This window comes from Halococcus salifodinae DSM 8989 (genome assembly GCF_000336935.1).
In the GTDB taxonomy this organism is placed as follows: domain Archaea; phylum Halobacteriota; class Halobacteria; order Halobacteriales; family Halococcaceae; genus Halococcus; species Halococcus salifodinae.
The window spans coordinates 172,253-190,922 of sequence record NZ_AOME01000054.1 but is presented as its reverse complement, the minus strand read 5'-3'; the positions used below and the strand labels follow the sequence as shown (position 1 = coordinate 190,922).

Below are 18,670 nucleotides of genomic sequence, written 5' to 3'. Positions count from 1 at the left end.
GGTGGGAAGCGTGTGCCGTTGACGGGCCGTAGTCTGGAAGCGGTGTGGTGGCGGTGCGGGCCTGGTGTCTCGATGAGCGCAGCGAATCGAGGCTCAGGAGAGCAACGCTCTCCTGGCGTCTCGTGTGAGTGAAACGAGCACGAGGCTTGTCGGAGATCTCTCTGACAGCGGATGAAGGGCGAGCGTCGGGCGGTGCGAACGGAGTGAGCACCGCCGAACGCGCGAACGGGGAGGAACGACCCGTGAGCGAGTGAAACGAGCGAGGGCTTCGGCGGTGCTGTGCGGTTTGCAGTCGCGGTAAGCGTCGTATCCGCGCGAGCGGCGCGAGGTGCGAACGGAGTGAGCACCTCGATGCGAACGACGAGGTACGAGCCGTGAGCAAAGCGAGCGCGGTTCGCCGCTCACTCGGCAGAACAGGTTTTCGAGAGGGACCTCAGTCGCTCGCTTCGCTTGCTCCTTCCGGCCCTCTCGAAAAAGTGGGGGGTCCGAAAGGGCTTAGTCCCGGCCCCCGAAACCACCGATCGTTCATGAAGGTGGAGATGCTGACCACCGATTTCCTCGACCGCGCCGTTGAGTGCTACGACGACGTCGTTGGCGTCGTCGCCCACGACGGAACCGAATATACGTACGCCGAGTTCGCCGATCGGGTGAACCAGGTCTCGAACGCCCTTCTGGAGATGGGTGTCGAACAGGGCGACCGTGTGGCGCTGCTCTCGCCGAACACCCACTACTTCCTCGAAACCCTCTACGGCGTGAACCAGATCGGCGGCGTGTTCGTGCCGATGAACTACCTCCTCACGCCCGACGATTTCGAGTACATCCTCAACGACTCCGAGGCAGGGGTCGTGATCGCGGACTACGACTACGCCGAGAACGTCGAAGCGGTCCGCGACTCGGTGCCGGCCGAGGCGTTCGTGGGCTACGAGGCCGACGACATCGAGGGCGACTGGACCGATTACGAGGCGTGGCTCGCCGGGGCCTCGACCGACACGCCGGAGCGACCCGACATCGCGGAGGATGACGACGCCTCGGTGAACTACACATCGGGCACGACCGGCGATCCGAAGGGCGTCGTCAGGACCCACCGGACCGAGCACTGGCACGCGCTCGTGTTGAACCAGCACATGGAGGTCGCGGACGACGACACCTATCTCTGGACGCTGCCGATGTTCCACTGCAACGGGTGGGGGCACACCTACGCCATCACGGGGATGGGCGGCACGCACGTCTGCCAGCGGACGTTCGAACCCGAGGGAACGCTCCGGCGAGTCCGCGAGCACGACGTGTCGTATCTCTCCGGCGCGCCCACGGTGTTGAACCGGCTCATCGCCCACTACGAGGACAACCCCGACATCGTGACGATGGGTGATCGTGACGTTCGGATTTCGACCGCCGGCAGCGCGCCCGCGACCGCGACCCTCCAGACTGTGGAGGACGAGATCGGGTGGCGGATCATCCACCTCTACGGACTGACCGAGACCGCGCCGATGATCACCACGTCGAACTCGCCGCGGCGCCTCGCCGAGCGCGGCCGGGATCTCAAGATCAACCAGGGTGCGGAGATGATCGCCACCGACGTTCGCGTGGTCGACGACGACGGCAACGACGTCCCGGACGACGGCGACACCCTCGGCGAGATCGTGGTCGCGGGCAACCAGGTGATGGATCGCTACCTCAACAAACCCGAGATCACCGAGGAGGCGTTCAACGCCAAGCTCACAGGTTATTTCCACACTGGCGACCTCGCCACGATCGACGAGGACGGGATGGTGTCGATTCAGGACCGAGAGAAAGACATCATCATCTCCGGGGGCGAGAACGTCTCGTCGATCGCGGTCGAGGACGTGCTCTACGACCATCCCGACATTTCCAAGGCTGCCGTGATCCCGACGCCGAGCGACGAGTGGGGCGAGGCGGTGACCGCGCTCGTCGTCCAGAAGGCGGACGCGGATCTGACGAGCGACGCTGTCCGAGAGTTCGCTGGCGACCATCTTGCCCGATTCAAAGTCCCGAAAAAGGTCGAGTTCGTCGAGGATCTCCCCGAGACTGCGACGGGAAAAGTCCAGAAGTACCAGCTCCGCCAGGACTTCTGGGAAGACGAGGATCGGCTCGTCGGCCAGGGCTGAGCCGCCCGTTTAGGCGGTCGCCGTGGACGGACTCGCGGCGTCGGTATCGCTCTCGATTTCGAGGAGTTCGTGGTACCGGTTCCGGATCGTCACGTTGCTCACCCCAGCGACTTCGCTGACCTCGTTCTGGGTGAGCTCTCGGTTGGTGAGGAGTCCGGCGGCGTAGAGCGCAGCGCCAGCGAGCCCGACGGGACTCTTGCCGCTGTGGGCGGCCTGTTCCTGGGCCGTCCGCAGCAGATCACGGGCGCGTCGCTCGGTTTCGTCGTTCACATCGAGATCGGAGGCGAACCGCGAAACGTACTGCTGGGGGTCCGGCGGACCGATTTCGAGGCCGAGCTCCTGATTGATGTAGCGGTAGGCGCGCTTGAACTCCATCTCGTCGACGCGCGTGACCGCAGCGACGTCCTCGACGCTCCGGGGGAGCCCCATCTGGCGGATCGCGGCGTAGAGCGCCGCAGTCGAGACGCCCTCGATCGAGCGGCCAGGCAGGAGGTCCTCCGCGAGCGCGCGGCGGTAGATGACGCTCGCGGTCTCACGGACGTCCTTCGGGACGCCGAGTGCGCTCCCCATGCGCTCGATCTCGCCGAGCGCCTGTTTGAGGTTGCGCTCCTTCGAGTTCCGGGTCCGAAAGCGCTCGTCCCACGTGCGCAGGCGCTGCATCCGCTGGCGCTTGCGCGCACTCAGCGCGTTGCCGTTGGCGTCCCTGTTCTGCCAGCCGATCTGGCTCGACAGGCCCTCGTCGTGCATCAGCTTCGTCGTGGGCGCGCCGGTGCGCTTTTTCCTGTCGCGCTCGGCCGAGTCGAAGGCGCGCCACTCGGGGCCGTGATCGATCTCGTTCTCGTCGACGACGAGACCACACTCGGCGCAGGTGGTCTCGCCGTGTTCGGCGTCGTTCACGAGTCGACCGCCACACTCGGGACAGACTCGTTCGGTCTCGTCCGCGGTGCGTTCGCGCGATTGCTCGTCGGTGTGTTCGTTCGGTTCGTGCGTGCGGGTTCGGGTTGTGTTTCCTTCCAAGATGACTACGGGTGAGCGGGTGCTCGAATGGGTGATTACAGCGGCTATGCAGGGATTGCTACACCAGTAAGTAGGGTCCGAAGCCGTTTAAACCCTCGGCCAAGATCCGCGGGAGGATCGGTGTTTCAGGCCCTGAATCGGCTGAAAACGGCCACCAGTGCGGTAGAGTCAGGTGTGTCAGCCCTCGTACGCGAGCTGCATGATCCACTGGGAGAAGGCGTCGCTCTCGGGTTCGACGTCCTCCTCCCCGACCAGCGGCGAGAGGTTGTTGCCCGCCATCAGCAGGGAGAAATCGAGGTCGCGCGCGGCGGGAGCGATGTAGTAGGTGTTGTGGCCCTCGTAGACGGTGTCCTCGCGCTGGACGAGACCGCGTTCCTCCAGTGATTCGGCGATCCGGCTCCCCTTGCGCGAACTCACGTCGAGTTCTTTCCAGAACTCGCTCTGATGGATGCCCCCGGTCGTGCGGACGAGTTCGAGACCGGCGCGTTCGTCCTCCGAGAGGTCGCCTTCGGCTGCCGTGCTCATGGTCTCTCAACGAACGGGGGTGGGTTAAAGTTGGCTTTCGACCGGCTCGAACTCCGTTCGGCACGGCGGCCCGTCGGCGTACTGGTACTCTCCGGTGCCGTCGGCATCGATCGTGAGCAGCGACGACGACCGGGTGCCGAAGTCGAACTCCTCGTGGTGGACGCACACCCCATAGTCGTGATCGCCGAGCACGTCGGCGGCCCGGTCGCGCCACTCCCGAGCACCCTCGCCTGGTTCGGGCTGGAGCGTCTCGCGGACCTGCCGTCCGTTCGCAGCCTGCTGTTCGCCGCGTTCGGGCCACGACGCCGGGATCGTGACGCGCCCGATCGCGCCGACGTTCATCACGACGTGGACGCCCGGATCGAGGGTCGTCGTCCGAAGCCCGCCGTCCCATTCGAGGAGCACGGCGGCGTTCGCGTCCGCGACGAGGAGATTGAACCCCTCGTACTCGTCGTCCTCGACGGCGCGTTCGGCGAGTCGGGCGGCGTCCTCGGCGGACTCACAGTCGAGCACGTCACGAACCAGTAGGCCGCGCGAGCGCTCGCCAGCGAGGTCGGCGTCGGTCCAGCGGTTGGTGATCGCGACGAAGATTCCATGTTCGTTGTACCCGATCCACGTCCCGCCGGCGTCGGCGTCGCGTGGCGCGATCACACCCGGACCCTCGCCGATCACCGCGGGCGGTTCGGAGGGCCGATCGAGCGCCTCGTCGCGGTTGGCCGCCACGACCACGGGGTGGTCGGCGAAGACCTGCCAGGCGACGACGAGCGTACACATGGACTCCCATTGGCGATGGGGAACCTAAACGCCGCTGGTGCGACGGCGTGCCGTGTTGCTGCGGATGACGGTGCGGGTGGCGCGCGAGAGCGCGCCATCGGCGCGCGACTCGTGCGAGGGATGACTGAGCGAGCGCGAAGCGCGAGTGAAGGAATCGGTTGGGGAGGTGTGTGGTGTAGTGCGGTTATTTGTGACCCGTGGTCCGCGGAGCTCGCCGACGGTATCCCATTTCTCCGTTCCGTTCGCGTTTCGTCGGTCAATCGCCCCGTTCACGGAGGATTTCCCGAACTGCATCGCGCTCGACGGTACCGGAGGCCGTCCGGGGGAGCGAATCGACGAACCCGATCGTGCGTGGAATCTCGAAACCAGCGAGGCGCTCTCGGCAGTGAGTCCGTAGCGTCGCGGCGTCGAGGTCCTTCTCCCTGACGACGAGCGCACCGACGCGCTCACCCCACTCGGGATCGTCGAGACCCACGACTGCTGCGCTGTCCACGGCTGGATGGGCGCGAAGCGCGCTTGCGACCGCTTCGGGATCGACGTTCTCCCCGCCGGTGACGATCCGTTCGTCGAGTCGGCCCGTGACCCACAGCCGGCCCTCGGCGTCGCGGTGGCCGACGTCGCCGGTGTGGAAGCCGTGCTCGGAAAACGCCGCCGCGGTGGCGTCGGGATCGTCGTAGTAGCCCGCGAACACCGTCGGCCCCGAGACGACGAATTCGCCCGTCTCGCCGCGATCGACGCGCTCTCCCGCAGCATCGATCACGGTGAGGTCGGTCCCGACGAGCGCCTGGCCGACAGTACCCGAGTGGGCGAACGCCGTCTCGGGACGAGCGGTGGCGACCTGGGAGGCCGTCTCGGTCATGCCGTAGGTCGGATGCACAGGAACCGTTCGGCGCGCACATCGCTCGATGAGATCCGTCGACGCTGGCGCACCGCCGAGGAGGACAAATCGGAACGAGTCGGGGAGGTCGCCGGCGTCGAGCAGCCGTCGGAGCATGGTCGGGACGAGCGACACGCCCGTGCAGTCGTACTCGACGAGCGCGTGGCGAGCCCTCGCGGCGTCGAACCCCGTTCCGTCATCGTCGACGAGCACGACTGCAGTTCCGTAGAGCGCGGAGCGCACGATCGGCGCGAGCCCCCCCATGTGGTAGACCGATAGCGGGCTCAGCCACCGATCGCCGGGGAGGACGCCGAGCCGGAACGCCGAGGCGACCGCGCTCGCGATCAGGTTCCCGATCGTGAGCACGACGAGCTTCGGCCGGCCGGTGGTGCCGGAGGTGGCGAGCATGAGACACGGATCGTCGCGGGACCACGTCGCCGGCTCGAACTCGACCGTCTCGACATCGGCGAGCGCTGTGACGGCCGCGTGTTCCGTGGCATCGACGGAGGCGACCGGAACCTCGCTCACCCCGACCGCACTCGCTTCGGTGTCGGCCCCACAGATCAGGGCTGCGAGATCGGCCCGTTCGATTCGGTCTTCAAGCTCGTTCGGAGCCAGCCGGGTGTTCAACGGGACGAGCACGCAGCCGAGCCGCAGCGCGGCGTGGAGCAGCCGGACGGCGGCGGGGTGGGTGTCGAGGAGGCAGCCGAGGTGGTCGCCCGGCTCGATCCCCAGTCCCACGAGGTGGCCCGCAGTCCGATCGACCGCCGCATCGAGCTCCGCGTAACTCCACTCCTGTCTGCTGCCAGCGTCGATCAGCGCGGTCGCGTCGGGCGTCGCGCGGGTGCGATGGGCGAGAACGTCGTTCATCGTTCTTCCGAGAGATCAGGGTCCGGAGCGTTTCCAGGGGCCTGCGGGACACACACCTCGCCGCCCGCGATCGGCGCGGGGTCGGGAACCAGATCCTCGGCGAGCCGGTCGGCGGTCGCGAGGCCACAAGCGGGCGGGTTGGAAAGACTCGCGGCGACGTGGACCGCCCCCGTCCGCGCGAGCGCGCCATCGATCGTGGTCGTGACCACCGCGTCGAGGCCGGCCTCGCGAGCGCGCAGTGCGGCCTCCCTCGCGCGATCCGGCCCGCCAAGCACCATCGGTTTCACGACGAGCACGTCCGCCGCATCCGCAGCCAGGACCGTTTCGACGGCGTGCTCAGCGAGCGCCTCGTCGAGCGCGATCCCGACCGACCCACCACGGAGCGCGGCGTGGCCCGCGAGATCGTCCGCGGCGAGCGGCTGTTCGACGAACGCGACATCGAGATCGACGAACGCGTCGAGCGCGGTCCGGGCTTCTTCGCGACTCCACGCGCCGTTCGCGTCGGCGCGGAGCGTGACATTGTCGCCGACCGCGTTCCGAACGGCGTCGATACGGGCGATGTCTGCGGCGACCTCGCGCGCACCGACCTTGATCTTGAGCGTCGAGAACCCCTGTTCGATCGCTTCGGTGGCCTCAACGACGGTCTCCTCGACCCCGCCGTCGCCGATGGTCGCGTTCGCGGGAACTCGTTTCGTGTGTTCGCCACCGAAATGGCGGTACAGCGGGACATCGGCCGCCCGTGAGCGCGCATCGCAGAGCGCGAGCGCGAGACCATGGCGGGCCGCCGGCTCGTCGGCGTTGGTGAGTGTCGTGAACGCCGCGTCCCAACCGTCGGTCTCGGCCGCTCGCCCAGCGCGATCGAGTGCGTCCCGGCAAGCTTCGAGCGATTCCGTCCAGCCTGGCAACGGGGTCGCTTCGCCGATCCCGCGGGTGCCGTCCACGTCGACGAACACCAGAAACCCCTCGCGAGAGTCGATGGTGCCGTGGGCGGTCGTGAGCGGCGTGGCGAGCGCGAGCGAGAACTGCTCGATCCTCATGCGAGCACTCCCGGGATCGCGAGGCCGAGGGCGAACAGGGCGGAGTGGGCCGCGAGCAGCTTCCCCACGCGTTCGAGCGCGGGGTTGAGCGCCGTGCCCTCGGCTCTGGTCAAGACAGTACGAGCGATCCGCGCGGCGTAGGGAAGCGTGAGTAGCGGGGCGAGCGCCAGGGGACTGTCCTCGGCGAGCCAGAAGACGATCGGGACGGCGTATGCCATCCCCGTCAAAAGGAGGAACTCGACCCGGCTCCACCGGTAGCCGATCAGGACCGCGAGCGAGCGCTTGCCGGCTGCCCGGTCGGTTTCGAGATCACGGACGTTGTTGACGACGAGGATGTTCGTCGAGAGCGCCGCGGCCGGGAGGCTGGCGACGACGGCTGCGACCGGCAGCGTTCCGAGTGGGGGACGGAGCGGGAAAGGCGGGGCCGTGGCGGCTGCCTGGACGTAGTAGGTGCCAGTGACGGCAACCAGACCGAAGAAGACGAACACGAACAGGTCGCCCAGTCCATAGGAACCGAGCGGGTAGGGGCCGCCAGCGTAGAGGATTCCGGCGGCGACGCTTGCGAGACCGATCACGACGATCGGGAGGCCGCCGACCCACACGAGGTAGGTGCCGACGAGGATCGAGAGCGCGAAGGTGCCGATCATCGCCCACCGGACCTCAGCGGGGGCGATGAGGCCGGACTGAGTAACCCTGGTAAACCCCTCGCGGTCGTCGGAGTCGACGCCCGATTTGGCGTCGTAGTAGTCGTTGGCGAAGTTCGTCCCGATCTGGATGAGGAGCGCGCCGATCAGCGCCGCGAGCGCGGGCAGCGGGGCGAACGCACCCGTCCCGACGGCGAGTCCGGTGCCGACGACCACCGGCGCGGCGGCCGCCGGCAGCGTCTGTGGACGAGCGGCCATCACCCACGCTTGCCGCCGTGAAACCTCCTGCGTACTCATTGTCGGAAAATCGGCCTCCCGTCGCATAGTGACTGCGGTTTCACGGGGTAGCCCGGATCGTCGACACGGAGTGAGTGGAAGGATCGACACGGGGCGGAGGATAGTAACGACACGAAGACGAAGAGGTTTGTAGCCACCCCGGGAACCACCGGCGTGAGCTACGCAGAGGCTTCTGATCGCCGGTCGCGATACGAGACGGTCGGGCTCGTCGTCGGTTTCTTCCTGCTCTCGACCGCCGCGGCAGCCTACGAGATCGCACCCGCGAGCGTCCTGCCGCTGGTTCGATCGTCGATGGGGATCGACGCGAGCGCGGCTGGCTGGCTGATGAGCGTGATGTACGCGACCGCTGTCGTCGCCAGCGTTCCGGTCGGGATCGCGCTCGATCGGGTTTCGGTGCGCCGGGCGATGACGGTCGGTGGGATCGCACTGCTCGTGGCGGGCGTCTGGGGCTGGTTCGCGGCGGCGGCCGGCGCGTACTGGTGGCTGCTCGTCTCGCGCGTGCTCGGCGGGATCGCGTACGTCCTCTTCTGGAACGCTGGCGCGAACACCGTCGGTCGCGCCGTTGATCCCGAAATCCGCGCGACTGCGGTCGGGATCTTCACCGCGAGCGCACCGGTCGGGTTCGCGCTCGGCCAGTTCGGGAGCCCGCTGCTCGCGCGGCCGTTCGGCTGGCCCGCAATCTTGCCCGCGTTCGCGGCGATCGCCGTCGTCGGCCTCGGCGTCTTCCTGCTGGCGACCCGCGGGCGATCGATCGATGTCGAGACGGACAGCCCCGACCGCGACGGTTTCGTTCGCCTGTTCACCGATACCGCTGTGTGGACGCTCTGTGCCTGCTGTTTTCTCGCGTACTCGCTGTACCTCTTTCTCAACACGTGGCTGCCGAGCTTCATGGTCGAGCAGTTCGGGGTTCCGCTAGCGGTGGGTGGGGTGCTGACCGCGCTCTTCCCGGCGATCGGGGTCGTCTCGCGATCGAGCAGTGGAGCGCTCTCGGATCGGGTGTTCGACCGTCGTCGCCGCCCCGTGGCCGTGGCCGCTTTCGTCGTCGCGACTCCCGCCGTCGTCGCGTTCGCCGTGGTGTCGCGGGTCGCGGTGCTCGTCGTGGTGCTGGTCGTCAGCGGCTTTGCGGTCCAGCTTGCCATCGGTCTGCTGTTCTCGTACGTGGCCGAGGTCGTCGCCGCCGAGGTGCGGACCACGGCGGTCTCGCTGCTGACGAGCGTCGGGCTGTTCGGCGCGTTCGTCGCCCCGATCGCCGCCGGCCGGATTATCGACAGGGTGGGCTACCAACCGGCGTTCCTGCTCGCGGGTGTCGTTTCGGTGCTCGGGATCGTCCTCGCGTGGCGTGCGCCCGAACCGAGTGAGTGAGTCACTAACCCACCCACCGGATCGATTCGGCATCTCTTTTTTGCCCCGGGTCACCGACGGATGCACGATGGGTACGAGCCGAGTCCGGTGGTCGGTAGATCGATGAGCACCCACGCCGAGCGCGCACGCGAGATCCTCGGGTTCTCACGATGGTGGCAGATCGCCGCCGCGGTGGTGATGATGGCGCTCGTGAGCCCCTATCAGTACGTCTGGTCGTCGATACGGGGGCCGCTCGCAAACGACCTCGGCATCTCCCTGCCGGCGCTCGGGCTCGTGTTCACGCTGTACGTCGTCTTCCAGTCGGGATCGCAGTTTCCGGTGGGGTGGGTCCGCGATCGCCACGGGCCACGCGGCCTGACGGTGCTCGCGGGCGTGCTCGCCGGCGGTGGCTACGTCGGGCTCGCCCACGCGACCCAGCTCTGGCACGTCTACCTCCTCTACATCCTCGGCGCGATCGGCGTCGGGATCGTCTACACCGTCGCGGTCAACACCGCCGTCAAGTGGTTCCCCGACCGGCGCGGCCTCACGACCGGTGCGGGGACGATGGCCTTCGCCGCCGGGAGCGCGCTGTTCGTTCCCTACGTCCGGGCGAACGCGACGATCGACGCGTTCTCGGGGGTCTTGCAGAACATCGGCCTGCTGATCGCCGTCGGAGTCGTCGTCGGGGCGCTCGTGCTCCGTGATCCGCCAGCCGACTTCGTGAACGGCGACGAGAGGTCGGCGGCGTCCGGCGACGCGGACACGGCGACCGACGGCGCGGAAACGGAGGCCGACGGCGGAACGAGCGCGCACTCGGGGACGGACGACGGTTCGGATGCCACGACGGACGGCACGGCATCCGGTACTCGCCAGTACACCTGGCGGGAGGTCGTCGGGACGTGGCAGTTCTGGCTGCTGTACGCGATGTTCGTCGGCATCTCCGGCGCGAACCTCATGCTCGCGGCGAACCTGATCCCGTTCGCGGAGAACGTCGGCCTGTCGGCGGTGATCGCGACGGCATCGGCGACGCTGCTCCCGATCGCCGACGGAGTGGGGCGGCTGAGCGTTGGCGGCATCTCGGATCGACTCGGACGGAAACGATCGATGATGGTGGCGTTCGCGCTCTGTGGGATCGGGCTGTTCGCGCTCGTCGGGATGGGTGCGGTCGGAACGTCCGTCGGCTTTCTCGGTGCGGTCGCCGTCGCCGCGTTCTTCGAGGGCACCCAGTACACGCTGTTCCCGAGCCTCGTGGCCGATTACTACGGTCACGAACACTCCTCGACGAACTACGCGGTGCTCTACTCCGCGAAGATGATCGGCGGCGTGTTCGGCGGCACCGCCGTGGGCTGGCTCGTCGCCGCGACCGACTGGTCGGTGGCGTTCCTCGTCGGCGGGGCGCTGGCGATCTGTGCCAGCCTCGGCGCGATCGTGTTGCGCCCGCCCGACGATGCGGCGGCCAGCTGAGAGTCGCCTGGATCGAACTGGAGGTGTTCTCTCGATCGCGGTCGATGTCGGCCGACGGGTTATTCGAGCCACCGGACGACGAACGGTCGTGAGCGATTCGAACTTCGACGACTTCGATCACGAGTCGCACATGCGACGGGCGTTCGAACTCGCCCGCGAGGCCACGGACCGTGGCGACCGCCCGTATGGCTCGGTGCTGGTCCGTGACGATACGGTCGTGATGGTCGACTCGAATCGCGTACTCACCGAGGACGACGTCCGTCGTCATCCCGAACTCAACCTCGCGTATCGCGCGTGTCGGGAGTTCGATCCAGACGAACGCGCAGGGATGGCGATGTACACTAGCACGGAGCCATGTCCGATGTGCGCCGGCGGGATGCGTACCGCGGAGCTCGGCCGGGTGGTTTACAGCGTCGGTGGCGACGAGCTCCCCGACTTCGGCGGCAACGAGCCGTCGGTCCGGTCGGCGACGATCCTCGACGGCGTTACCGACGTCGTCGGCCCCGTCCTGAACGACGAAGGACGACGGATCCACCACGAGTCCGACTGACGAATCCCGACCGCTGCCGACAGCCGGCGGCTGCCGGCGGCCGTCGTCGTGGTTCAACTGGCGCGCTGGTCGTCGTCGATCGTCGTCGGCGTGTCGACGCCGGTTGCCGAGCCAACGCTCATGCGATCCAGCATCGGTCGGCCGAGCCTCGGCCTACGGCGATCGGACGATTCGGAGGCGTCCGGGGTGGTACCATCCCGAGCGAACAGTTCGACGAGGACTTTCAACGTTCCCAGCACGACCGGGCCGAAGAACACACCAAGGAAGCCGAACACGAACAGTCCGCCGGAGATGCCGAGGACGAACAGGCCGGGGTTGAGACCCGCCTCGCGACCGCCGATCATCGGCCGGAGGTAGTTGTCGGCGATGCTCACGAGCGTGGCTCCGTAGACGAACAGCACGACGGCGGCGAGAGGTCGACCGAGGACGAACAGGTAGATCGATGCGGGGAGCCAGACGATCGACGCACCGATCAGCGGCAGAAGTCCGAGCACGACGGTGACGACCGTCCAGAAGACGGTGTTCGGGAAGCCGACCACAACGAACCCGATACCGGTGAGCACGCCCTGGACGGTCGCCACGGCGACGTTGCCGACGATCACCGCCCAGAGCAGGCGGTCGACGCGTGCCACGAGTTCATCCCAGTCGTCCCCGGGGACCGGGGCGACGTCCCGAAGCCACCGAACGAACCCTACACCGTCGGTGAGGAGGTAGTACGAGAGGAACACCAGCACGGTGAGGCCGATGACCACGTTCGAGAGGCCGCCGAACAGACTCGCCGCACGACCGAACAGCGCCGCACCGCTCTGCCCCTCGACCACGCCGAGCACCGCGTCGGGTGTGAGTGTGCTGCCGATCGCGCCACCGATATCGATCGTGACGCCGACCTGTTCGCGGAGGAAGCGTTCGATCGTGTCGATCCCCAACCGGCCGGTCCGGAGGGCCGTCAGCACCTGGACGGCCTGGTTCGCCGCAACGGCGATCACTGCGCCGATCGGCAGCAAGACCACGAGCGCCGTGCCGGCGACGAGCCCGCCCGCAGAGAGTCGTGACCCGATCCGCGGTGCGAGTCGCTCGTGGACCGGGTGGAGAACGTAGCCCAACAACACCGCGAGCAGGACGTACTGGAGCAACGGGAGGACCAACAACAGCGAAAGCGTCCCGAGACCCAGGATCGCCGCGACGAACACCCCTCGTTCGAGGTTCATACCCGCATTCCAGCCGGAGGGATACTAAACTGCGGGGCCGTTCCGAGCGATGTAGCGGTGGTCGCGATACCACGACGATAGCGCACCCGCCGTTCCGGTACGGCGAATCTCGGGCTCAGTCGTCGGCGGACGCGCCGGTCGCCGAACCCTCGCCGATCGCTTCCGGAGCGGCTGTTGGATCCTGATCGAACGTGACCGTCTCCTCGACCTGGGTGTAGACGAGTACCGCGCCGAGGGCGGCCGCCGCGGCACTGGCCGCAAAGGGCGCGGCGAGATCACCCGCGAGCGCGAGGATGACGTCTATCGAGATCGAACAGCCCCACGTTCACAAACTTCCCGCCGAAACGCGAACACCCCACGACCGAGCCACGTCGTCGCGCTGCCTGTCGTTTTGCCGCTCGTCACCGCGGCCGCCGTTGCCTCCTGCTGCGAGCCGATCGAGACGATCGGAACGACCGGACGCCACCGCTTCGTTCGTCCGTCGCTAGTCCATGCTACCTTTTTAACTAACCAGTCAGTCAGTGTTTGATGAGTGCTCCAGCCATCCGTGATTTGAGAGAAAGTAACAGCCTTACGTCCTCTCCGGGACGCGGAGATCACGGAGTACCTGTGCTTCGAGGGCGTCGCGCACTTCGACGGCCATGTTCTCGTGGTCGAGCGTGACGTGATGGACGCGGCCGCCGAGCATGGTCGCGAGCACGAGCGTTGCCGTCTGCTCGGCGTCGACGTCGTGGAAGACGCCCTGCTCGATACCGTCGTCGATGACTGCCGTCAGCATGTCCACCAGGAGCTCGTAGTTCGTGGTGAGCTGTGCGCGGTACGCGTCGTTGTGCGGGGCCTGCGACCGGAGTTCGAGCAGCGCCGCGTGGAACTCGTGGTTGCTCCGGGTCGCTTCGTCGTCGTCGCCAAGCCCGAGCAACAGCTCGTCGACGAGCGCGTCGAGGCGGTCGTTCGGGTCGGCGTCCTCGCCGACGGCGAGCCGTTCGGTGAAGCGATCGAGGAGGTAATCGAGAAAGGCGACGAGCAAGTCGTCCTTCGTGTCGAAGTGATAGTGGATGACGGCCTTGGTCTTCTCGAACTCGTCGGCGATCGCCTGCATCGTGAGGTTCGCGTAGCCGTGTTTACTGAGCGCGCGATACGTCGCAACCATGATCTCCTCGCCGGTATCGACCGCCTCACGATCGGTCCCCGAAGTGCTCATCGCCCGCACCGTGGCGTTCCACGGACATCAGGCTTGGCTACGAGGAGCAGCACTTGCCTGCTCGGGGCCTGAGACGTCAGAATCAGCCGTTTCACGCGATCAGTAATGCCAGGGAACGTCCGAGAAATCCGGTTCCCGCCCTTCCATGAACGCCTCGCGTCCCTCCTGGGCTTCGTCGGTCATGTACGCGAGTCGGGTGGCCTCGCCCGCGAAGACCTGCTGACCGACCATCCCATCGTCGGCGGCGTTGAACCCGTATTTCAGCATCCGGATCGCGGTCGGCGACTTGCCGTTGATCGTCTCAGCCCACGAAAGCGCCGTCGATTCGAGTTCGTCATGCGGCACCGCTTCGTTGACCATCCCCATCTCGGTGGCCTCGTCGGCGTCGTAGGTCTTCCCGAGGAAGAACACCTCACGGGCCTTTTTCTGTCCGATCTGTTTCGCGAGATACGCGGAGCCGAACCCGCCGTCGAAGCTCGCCACGTCGGGATCGGTCTGGAGGAACTTCGCGTGCTCGGCGGAGGCGATCGTGAGGTCACAGACCACGTGGAGAGAGTGGCCGCCACCGACCGCCCAGCCCGGCACCACGCAGACCACGGGCTTCGGAATGTGGCGGATCAGCCGCTGGACTTCGAGGATGTGGAGCCGACCCGTCTTCGGTTGGTCGTCGTCGTTCGACTCACGCTCGTCTTCGGTTCCGTCACTGCCGTCACTGTCGCCGTACTCATAGCCAGATCCACCACGGACCGACTGATCGCCGCCCGAACAGAACGCCCAGCCGCCGTCCTTCGGCGACGGCCCGTTCCCCGTGAGGAGAACACAGCCCACGTCCGTCTGGCGTTTCGCGTGATCGAGCGCGTCGTAGAGTTCGTCCACCGTTCCCGGCCGGAAGGCGTTCCGGACCGCGGGTCGGTCGAAGGCGATCCGGACGGTGCCGGACTCGGTGGCGCGGTGGTAGGTGATGTCCGTGAAATCGAATTCGGCGATCGGTTCCCACTTCTCAGGATCGAACAGGGCCGAAACCATGCGTCTCGTCCGAGCCGACAGCCGAAAAAGGTTGGTCGTTCGGCGGCCGTCGGTAGCGGTACGTGAAACCGGAGTGGGCGCGCTTGTACTTCCCCAAGGACGGCCCGGCAGCAGCGCCGCGTCGGGCCGGATCGCTGCCGCGGGCCGCGCGGCTCCCCGGTCCTCACCCACGAGCCCGAAACCGGATCAGGCTCGTTCGAAAACGGTCCCGTTGCAGTTCCCGCACGTCGACGGGTTCCGGTAGTACTCCTTCCCGCACGACCCGCACCGCCAGTTCGCCCCGAAGAGCCTGCTGAGAACGCTCATGCCAGCCGGTAGTACCGCGCGACCGAAGGCCTATCGGTCGTCGGTCCAGCGGCTCCCGGGGAAGAGTTGTCGAGAGTCACCACCGGACCTCACTCGTCGATCGCGTCGCACGCCCGCTCGTGGACCGTCTCGCGGAACTCGTGGCTCGTCCCAGTATCGAACTCGACCTCGATGATCTGGCTGCCGGCGCTTTCGAGCGATGCCTGGTAGGCGTCCCGAAACGCATCGCGTTCGTCGACTCGGACGAACTCGAAGCCGTAGATATCGGCTGTCGGCGCGAAATCGAGACCGTGTGGGGTCTCGAACTGCTCGGTGAAGGGAGGATCGAACTCGGCGATCGGGAGCATCCGGAAGATCCCGCCGCCGTCGTTGTTGACGACGACGATCGTAGCGTCGACCCCGCAGCGCGAGAGCGCGAGCAGGCCGTTCATGTCGTGGTAGTAGGCGAGATCACCCACCACGAGCACGAGCGGGTCGTCGGTCGTGCTCCCCACGCCGAGTCCCGACGACACGATCCCGTCGATCCCGCTCGCCCCCCGATTGCCGAGCACGGTGAGGCCGGCGTCGCGGGGCCGCCCGAACCGGTCGGCGTCGCGTACGGTCATCGAGTTCGAGACGAACACCGTTGCGGGGTCGGGTGCGTTCGCGATCACGTCTCCCGGAATCGTGCCTTCGAAGAACTGGTCGTCGTGTGCAGCCTCAACTGCGTTCCAATAGTCTGTCTCGGCCGTCCGAAATCGCTCGCGCCACGCCTCGCTCGCAGACGAGTCGGTCCGCTCCGCCCGCTCCGCCCGCTCCGCGAGCTTGCGCGCGAGTCTGTTCGGATCGGCGATCACGAGATCGCTCGCCGTGAAGGTGGCCTCGCGCCACTCGCCCGCCGGGTCGACGACGAACTGACGTGTTCCCGACCCCCGTACCGCGTCGCGGAGGTAGTTTCTGAGGGCCTTCGAGGTGGGCGACGCGCCGACCCGGAGGACGACTTCGGGAGCAGGCCAGTCGTCGACCGTGCGCGCGTCGAGATACGAGTCGTAGCCGCCACACACGGGAACGTCGAGCTCGGTGAGATGGGGACCATATCGGAGCCCCGAGAGCGGGTCCGCGAGCACTGGAAAGCCGGTCGCGCTCGCGAGTGCGGCAACCGCCGATGGGTCGAGCGTCGTGCTCGGCCCGGCGACGACGAGGCCGCGCTCGGTTGCGAGCCCCTCACGAACCCGTTCTATGCTGTGATCGTCGAGTTCGGCTCGGCCGGATTCGGTCCGGACGAACGGTCCGTCACGGCCCGTCGCGGCGAGCGGTTCGTCGTCCTCGAACCCGTCCGGCACGTCGCCCGACACGGGGATGGGTTCGAGCGGCTTCCGGAGCGGGAAATTGAGATGCACGGGACCGGACGGCGTCCCAGTGCTGGCCGCGAGTGCGCGGGCAGCGTCGACCCGGAGCGAGCGGAGCTTTCGGCCGTCGGCCGCGGGTTCGGGGAGATCACGATAAAACCGGACCGCCGACCCGTACAGCTTCTCCTGGTCGATGGTTTGATTCGCGCCGCTGTCGCGGAGCTCGGGCGGCCGGTCGGCGGTCAGCACGAGCAGCGGGACGCGCGCCTGGTTCGCCTCGATCACCGCGGGGTGGAAGTTCGCGGTCGCAGTCCCCGAGGTCGAGAGCACGGGGGTGACCTCGCCGGTACGTTTCGCCCGCCCGAGTGCGAAGAAGGCCGCCGAGCGCTCGTCGAGGTGGGAAAAGATTCGAATTTCGGGGTGGTCGGCGAACGCCACGGTGAGCGGCGTCGAGCGGCTGCCCGGCGCGATACAGACCGCCGAAACCTCTCCCTTCGCGAGTTCGTCGACGAACGTCTCGGCCCAGAGCGTGTTGCGGTTCGGCCAGTTCGAATAATTGCTGGAGTCGCGCTCGTCCCCAGTCATTCGCGTTCGAGTTCGTCGAGCACGGGCCGGAACTTCGGCCCGAGTTCGGCCCACTCCTCGTCGGGATCGGAGTCGGCGACGATGCCGTTACCGGCGTAGAGTCGGGCGTGGCGGCCACCGGCGACCGCCGATCGGATCCCGACCGCGAACTCGCCGTCGCCCGCGGCGTCGAACCATCCCATCGGGGCGGCGTACCACCCGCGATCGAACGGTTCGGTCTCGTGGATGACCTCACGCGCGCGCTCGGGCGGCAGCCCGCCGACCGCGGGCGTCGGGTGAAGCGCCTCGACGACGTCGAGAACGTGTGTATCGTCGTCGAGGGTCGCGGTGATCGGTGTCCGGAGGTGTTGGATGTTCGCGAGCTTCCGAACGCCGCGCTCGCCGACCCGAACCTCGCCGAGCGGCGCGAGCCGTTCGCGGATGGCGTCGACCACGACCCCCTGTTCGTGGCGGATCTTCTCGCTGGTTTCGAGCGAGCGCGCGAGTTCGGCGTCCGCTTCGGGCGTGTCGCCGCGCGCGACCGATCCCGCAAGCGCCTCGGTTTCGACCGCCTGACCCGTGATCTTCACGAGGCGCTCTGGCGGCGGACCGAAAAACCCGGACTCGGCCGTGGGTTGGACGAGGAACCGATAGCACTCCGGATAGGTCCGTCGGAGGCGTTCGAGGGTGCCTGGCACGTCGATCGACGAGGCGAGGTCGACGTCGAGGGCGGTTGCGAGCACGACCTTCCGGAGGTCGCCCGCCTGAATCCGCTCGACGACTGCCGCGACGCCGTCGGTCCACTCGTCCTTCGAGGCAGTCCGTCGAGTGGCGGTGACTCCCGGCCCGCCGCCGCTCGGGCGCATCATCGGCAGATCGGTGATCGCGTCGTGAGCGGCATCGAGATCGGCCGTGACCGTCGCTGGATCGAGGTCCGGCCCGGCTGCCGTGACGGTCAGCCACGTCCGATCGTCGGCTCGAGTGAGTTGGACCCGCGGGACGACGAACAAAGCCCCAGGGAACCCGGTCCACGGCGGAGCGGGTTCGTGCGACGGGTCGAACGCGAGCCCGCCGATGGCCCGCGGGCGTGCGGCAGGTGGTCCGTCGGTGTCGCTGTCGGCGAACAGCGCCGCCGCGTCTTCACGGAGCGTGTCGAATCGGTCGGGCCCGGTGGCCGTGAGCGTGGCCGCCGCGTCGCCGCCGACCAGTTCGAACCCATCGGGTGTCGCCCACGACACGCGCGGTGCCGACTGGCTGGCGAGAAATGCTGAAAAGGACAGATCGGAAACCTCCCGCGTGCGGCTTACCAACCGCCCGCCCGCGACGTTCGTCGGTCGGCCTTCGTTCCCTGCCTGTTCCATTACCGGACGTTCGGGTGGCAAGCCCTTGAGCGTGTCCTTCCACCGCTCTCGCCCGGTTTTCGCCATCTCGTCGCGTATCGATCGAACGATCACGAAAGTCAGCACGACGCCGACCGACGAGTTGGTGTAATTGCCGCGTCACCCTGTGAGAACA

General features: G+C 67.4%; 15 protein-coding genes. 4 read left to right on the top strand and 11 right to left on the bottom strand.

Going from position 1 to position 18,670, the window contains the following annotated elements; genetic code table 11:
* Nucleotides 1-527 precede the first annotated feature (527 nt).
* A complete protein-coding gene (locus C450_RS10640) occupies nucleotides 528-2,126 on the top strand; it encodes a long-chain-fatty-acid--CoA ligase (protein WP_005043350.1) in 1,599 nt (532 codons plus the stop codon).
* A gap of 9 nt (nucleotides 2,127-2,135) precedes the next feature.
* On the opposite strand, the gene C450_RS10635 is transcribed toward C450_RS10640, so the two are convergent.
* From C450_RS10635 to C450_RS10610, 6 genes are all read right to left on the bottom strand, one after another.
* The gene (locus C450_RS10635; RefSeq protein WP_005043348.1) at nucleotides 2,136-3,143 is read right to left on the bottom strand and encodes a transcription initiation factor IIB; all 1,008 of its coding nucleotides are present in this window, start codon (nucleotides 3,141-3,143) and stop codon (nucleotides 2,136-2,138) included.
* Between the two features lie 177 nt (nucleotides 3,144-3,320).
* Complete coding sequence (locus C450_RS10630; protein ID WP_005043346.1) at nucleotides 3,321-3,668, bottom strand: helix-turn-helix transcriptional regulator; 348 nt, start codon at nucleotides 3,666-3,668, stop codon at nucleotides 3,321-3,323.
* Nucleotides 3,669-3,692: 24 nt separating this feature from the next.
* A complete protein-coding gene (locus C450_RS10625; protein WP_005043344.1) occupies nucleotides 3,693-4,442 on the bottom strand; it encodes an NRDE family protein in 750 nt (249 codons plus the stop codon).
* Between the two features lie 256 nt (nucleotides 4,443-4,698).
* A complete protein-coding gene (locus C450_RS10620) occupies nucleotides 4,699-6,189 on the bottom strand; it encodes a class I adenylate-forming enzyme family protein (protein WP_005043342.1) in 1,491 nt (496 codons plus the stop codon).
* Nucleotides 6,186-7,226: an o-succinylbenzoate synthase gene (gene menC, locus C450_RS10615; protein ID WP_005043340.1), complete on the bottom strand. Its 1,041-nt coding sequence runs from the start codon at nucleotides 7,224-7,226 to the stop codon at nucleotides 6,186-6,188. Before menC ends, C450_RS10620 begins: the two co-directional genes overlap by 4 nt.
* Complete coding sequence (locus C450_RS10610; RefSeq protein ID WP_049910102.1) at nucleotides 7,223-8,167, bottom strand: 1,4-dihydroxy-2-naphthoate polyprenyltransferase; 945 nt, start codon at nucleotides 8,165-8,167, stop codon at nucleotides 7,223-7,225. The genes menC and C450_RS10610 overlap by 4 nt, the downstream gene beginning before the upstream one ends.
* Before the next feature lie 153 nt (nucleotides 8,168-8,320).
* Between C450_RS10610 and C450_RS10605 the strand changes: the two genes are divergently transcribed.
* The 3 genes from C450_RS10605 (at nucleotide 8,321) to C450_RS10595 (ending at nucleotide 11,522) form a co-directional block, all read left to right on the top strand.
* Nucleotides 8,321-9,529 (top strand): MFS transporter, encoded by a 1,209-nt coding sequence (locus C450_RS10605; protein WP_005043337.1) that lies wholly within the window; start codon nucleotides 8,321-8,323, stop codon nucleotides 9,527-9,529.
* Between the two features lie 102 nt (nucleotides 9,530-9,631).
* A complete protein-coding gene (locus C450_RS10600) occupies nucleotides 9,632-10,972 on the top strand; it encodes an OFA family MFS transporter (protein ID WP_049910100.1) in 1,341 nt (446 codons plus the stop codon).
* Nucleotides 10,956-11,522: a nucleoside deaminase gene (locus C450_RS10595; protein WP_005043333.1), complete on the top strand. Its 567-nt coding sequence runs from the start codon at nucleotides 10,956-10,958 to the stop codon at nucleotides 11,520-11,522. The genes C450_RS10600 and C450_RS10595 overlap by 17 nt, the downstream gene beginning before the upstream one ends.
* A 53-nt stretch (nucleotides 11,523-11,575) precedes the next feature.
* Here the strand turns inward: C450_RS10595 and C450_RS10590 are convergent, their stop codons facing one another.
* The 5 genes from C450_RS10590 to C450_RS10570 form a co-directional block, all read right to left on the bottom strand.
* Entirely contained in the window at nucleotides 11,576-12,730 is a 1,155-nt protein-coding gene (locus C450_RS10590; RefSeq protein ID WP_005043331.1) for an AI-2E family transporter, read from the bottom strand.
* A gap of 571 nt (nucleotides 12,731-13,301) precedes the next feature.
* Nucleotides 13,302-13,931: a TetR/AcrR family transcriptional regulator gene (locus C450_RS10585; RefSeq protein ID WP_005043330.1), complete on the bottom strand. Its 630-nt coding sequence runs from the start codon at nucleotides 13,929-13,931 to the stop codon at nucleotides 13,302-13,304.
* Nucleotides 13,932-14,030: 99 nt separating this feature from the next.
* Nucleotides 14,031-14,957 (bottom strand): 1,4-dihydroxy-2-naphthoyl-CoA synthase, encoded by a 927-nt coding sequence (locus C450_RS10580; RefSeq protein WP_005043328.1) that lies wholly within the window; start codon nucleotides 14,955-14,957, stop codon nucleotides 14,031-14,033.
* Between the two features lie 395 nt (nucleotides 14,958-15,352).
* Entirely contained in the window at nucleotides 15,353-17,176 is a 1,824-nt protein-coding gene (gene menD / locus C450_RS10575) for a 2-succinyl-5-enolpyruvyl-6-hydroxy-3-cyclohexene-1-carboxylic-acid synthase (RefSeq protein ID WP_005043326.1), read from the bottom strand.
* The gene (locus C450_RS10570) at nucleotides 17,173-18,621 is read right to left on the bottom strand and encodes an isochorismate synthase (protein ID WP_005043325.1); all 1,449 of its coding nucleotides are present in this window, start codon (nucleotides 18,619-18,621) and stop codon (nucleotides 17,173-17,175) included. The genes menD and C450_RS10570 overlap by 4 nt, the downstream gene beginning before the upstream one ends.
* Between the last annotated feature and the right edge of the window lie 49 nt (nucleotides 18,622-18,670).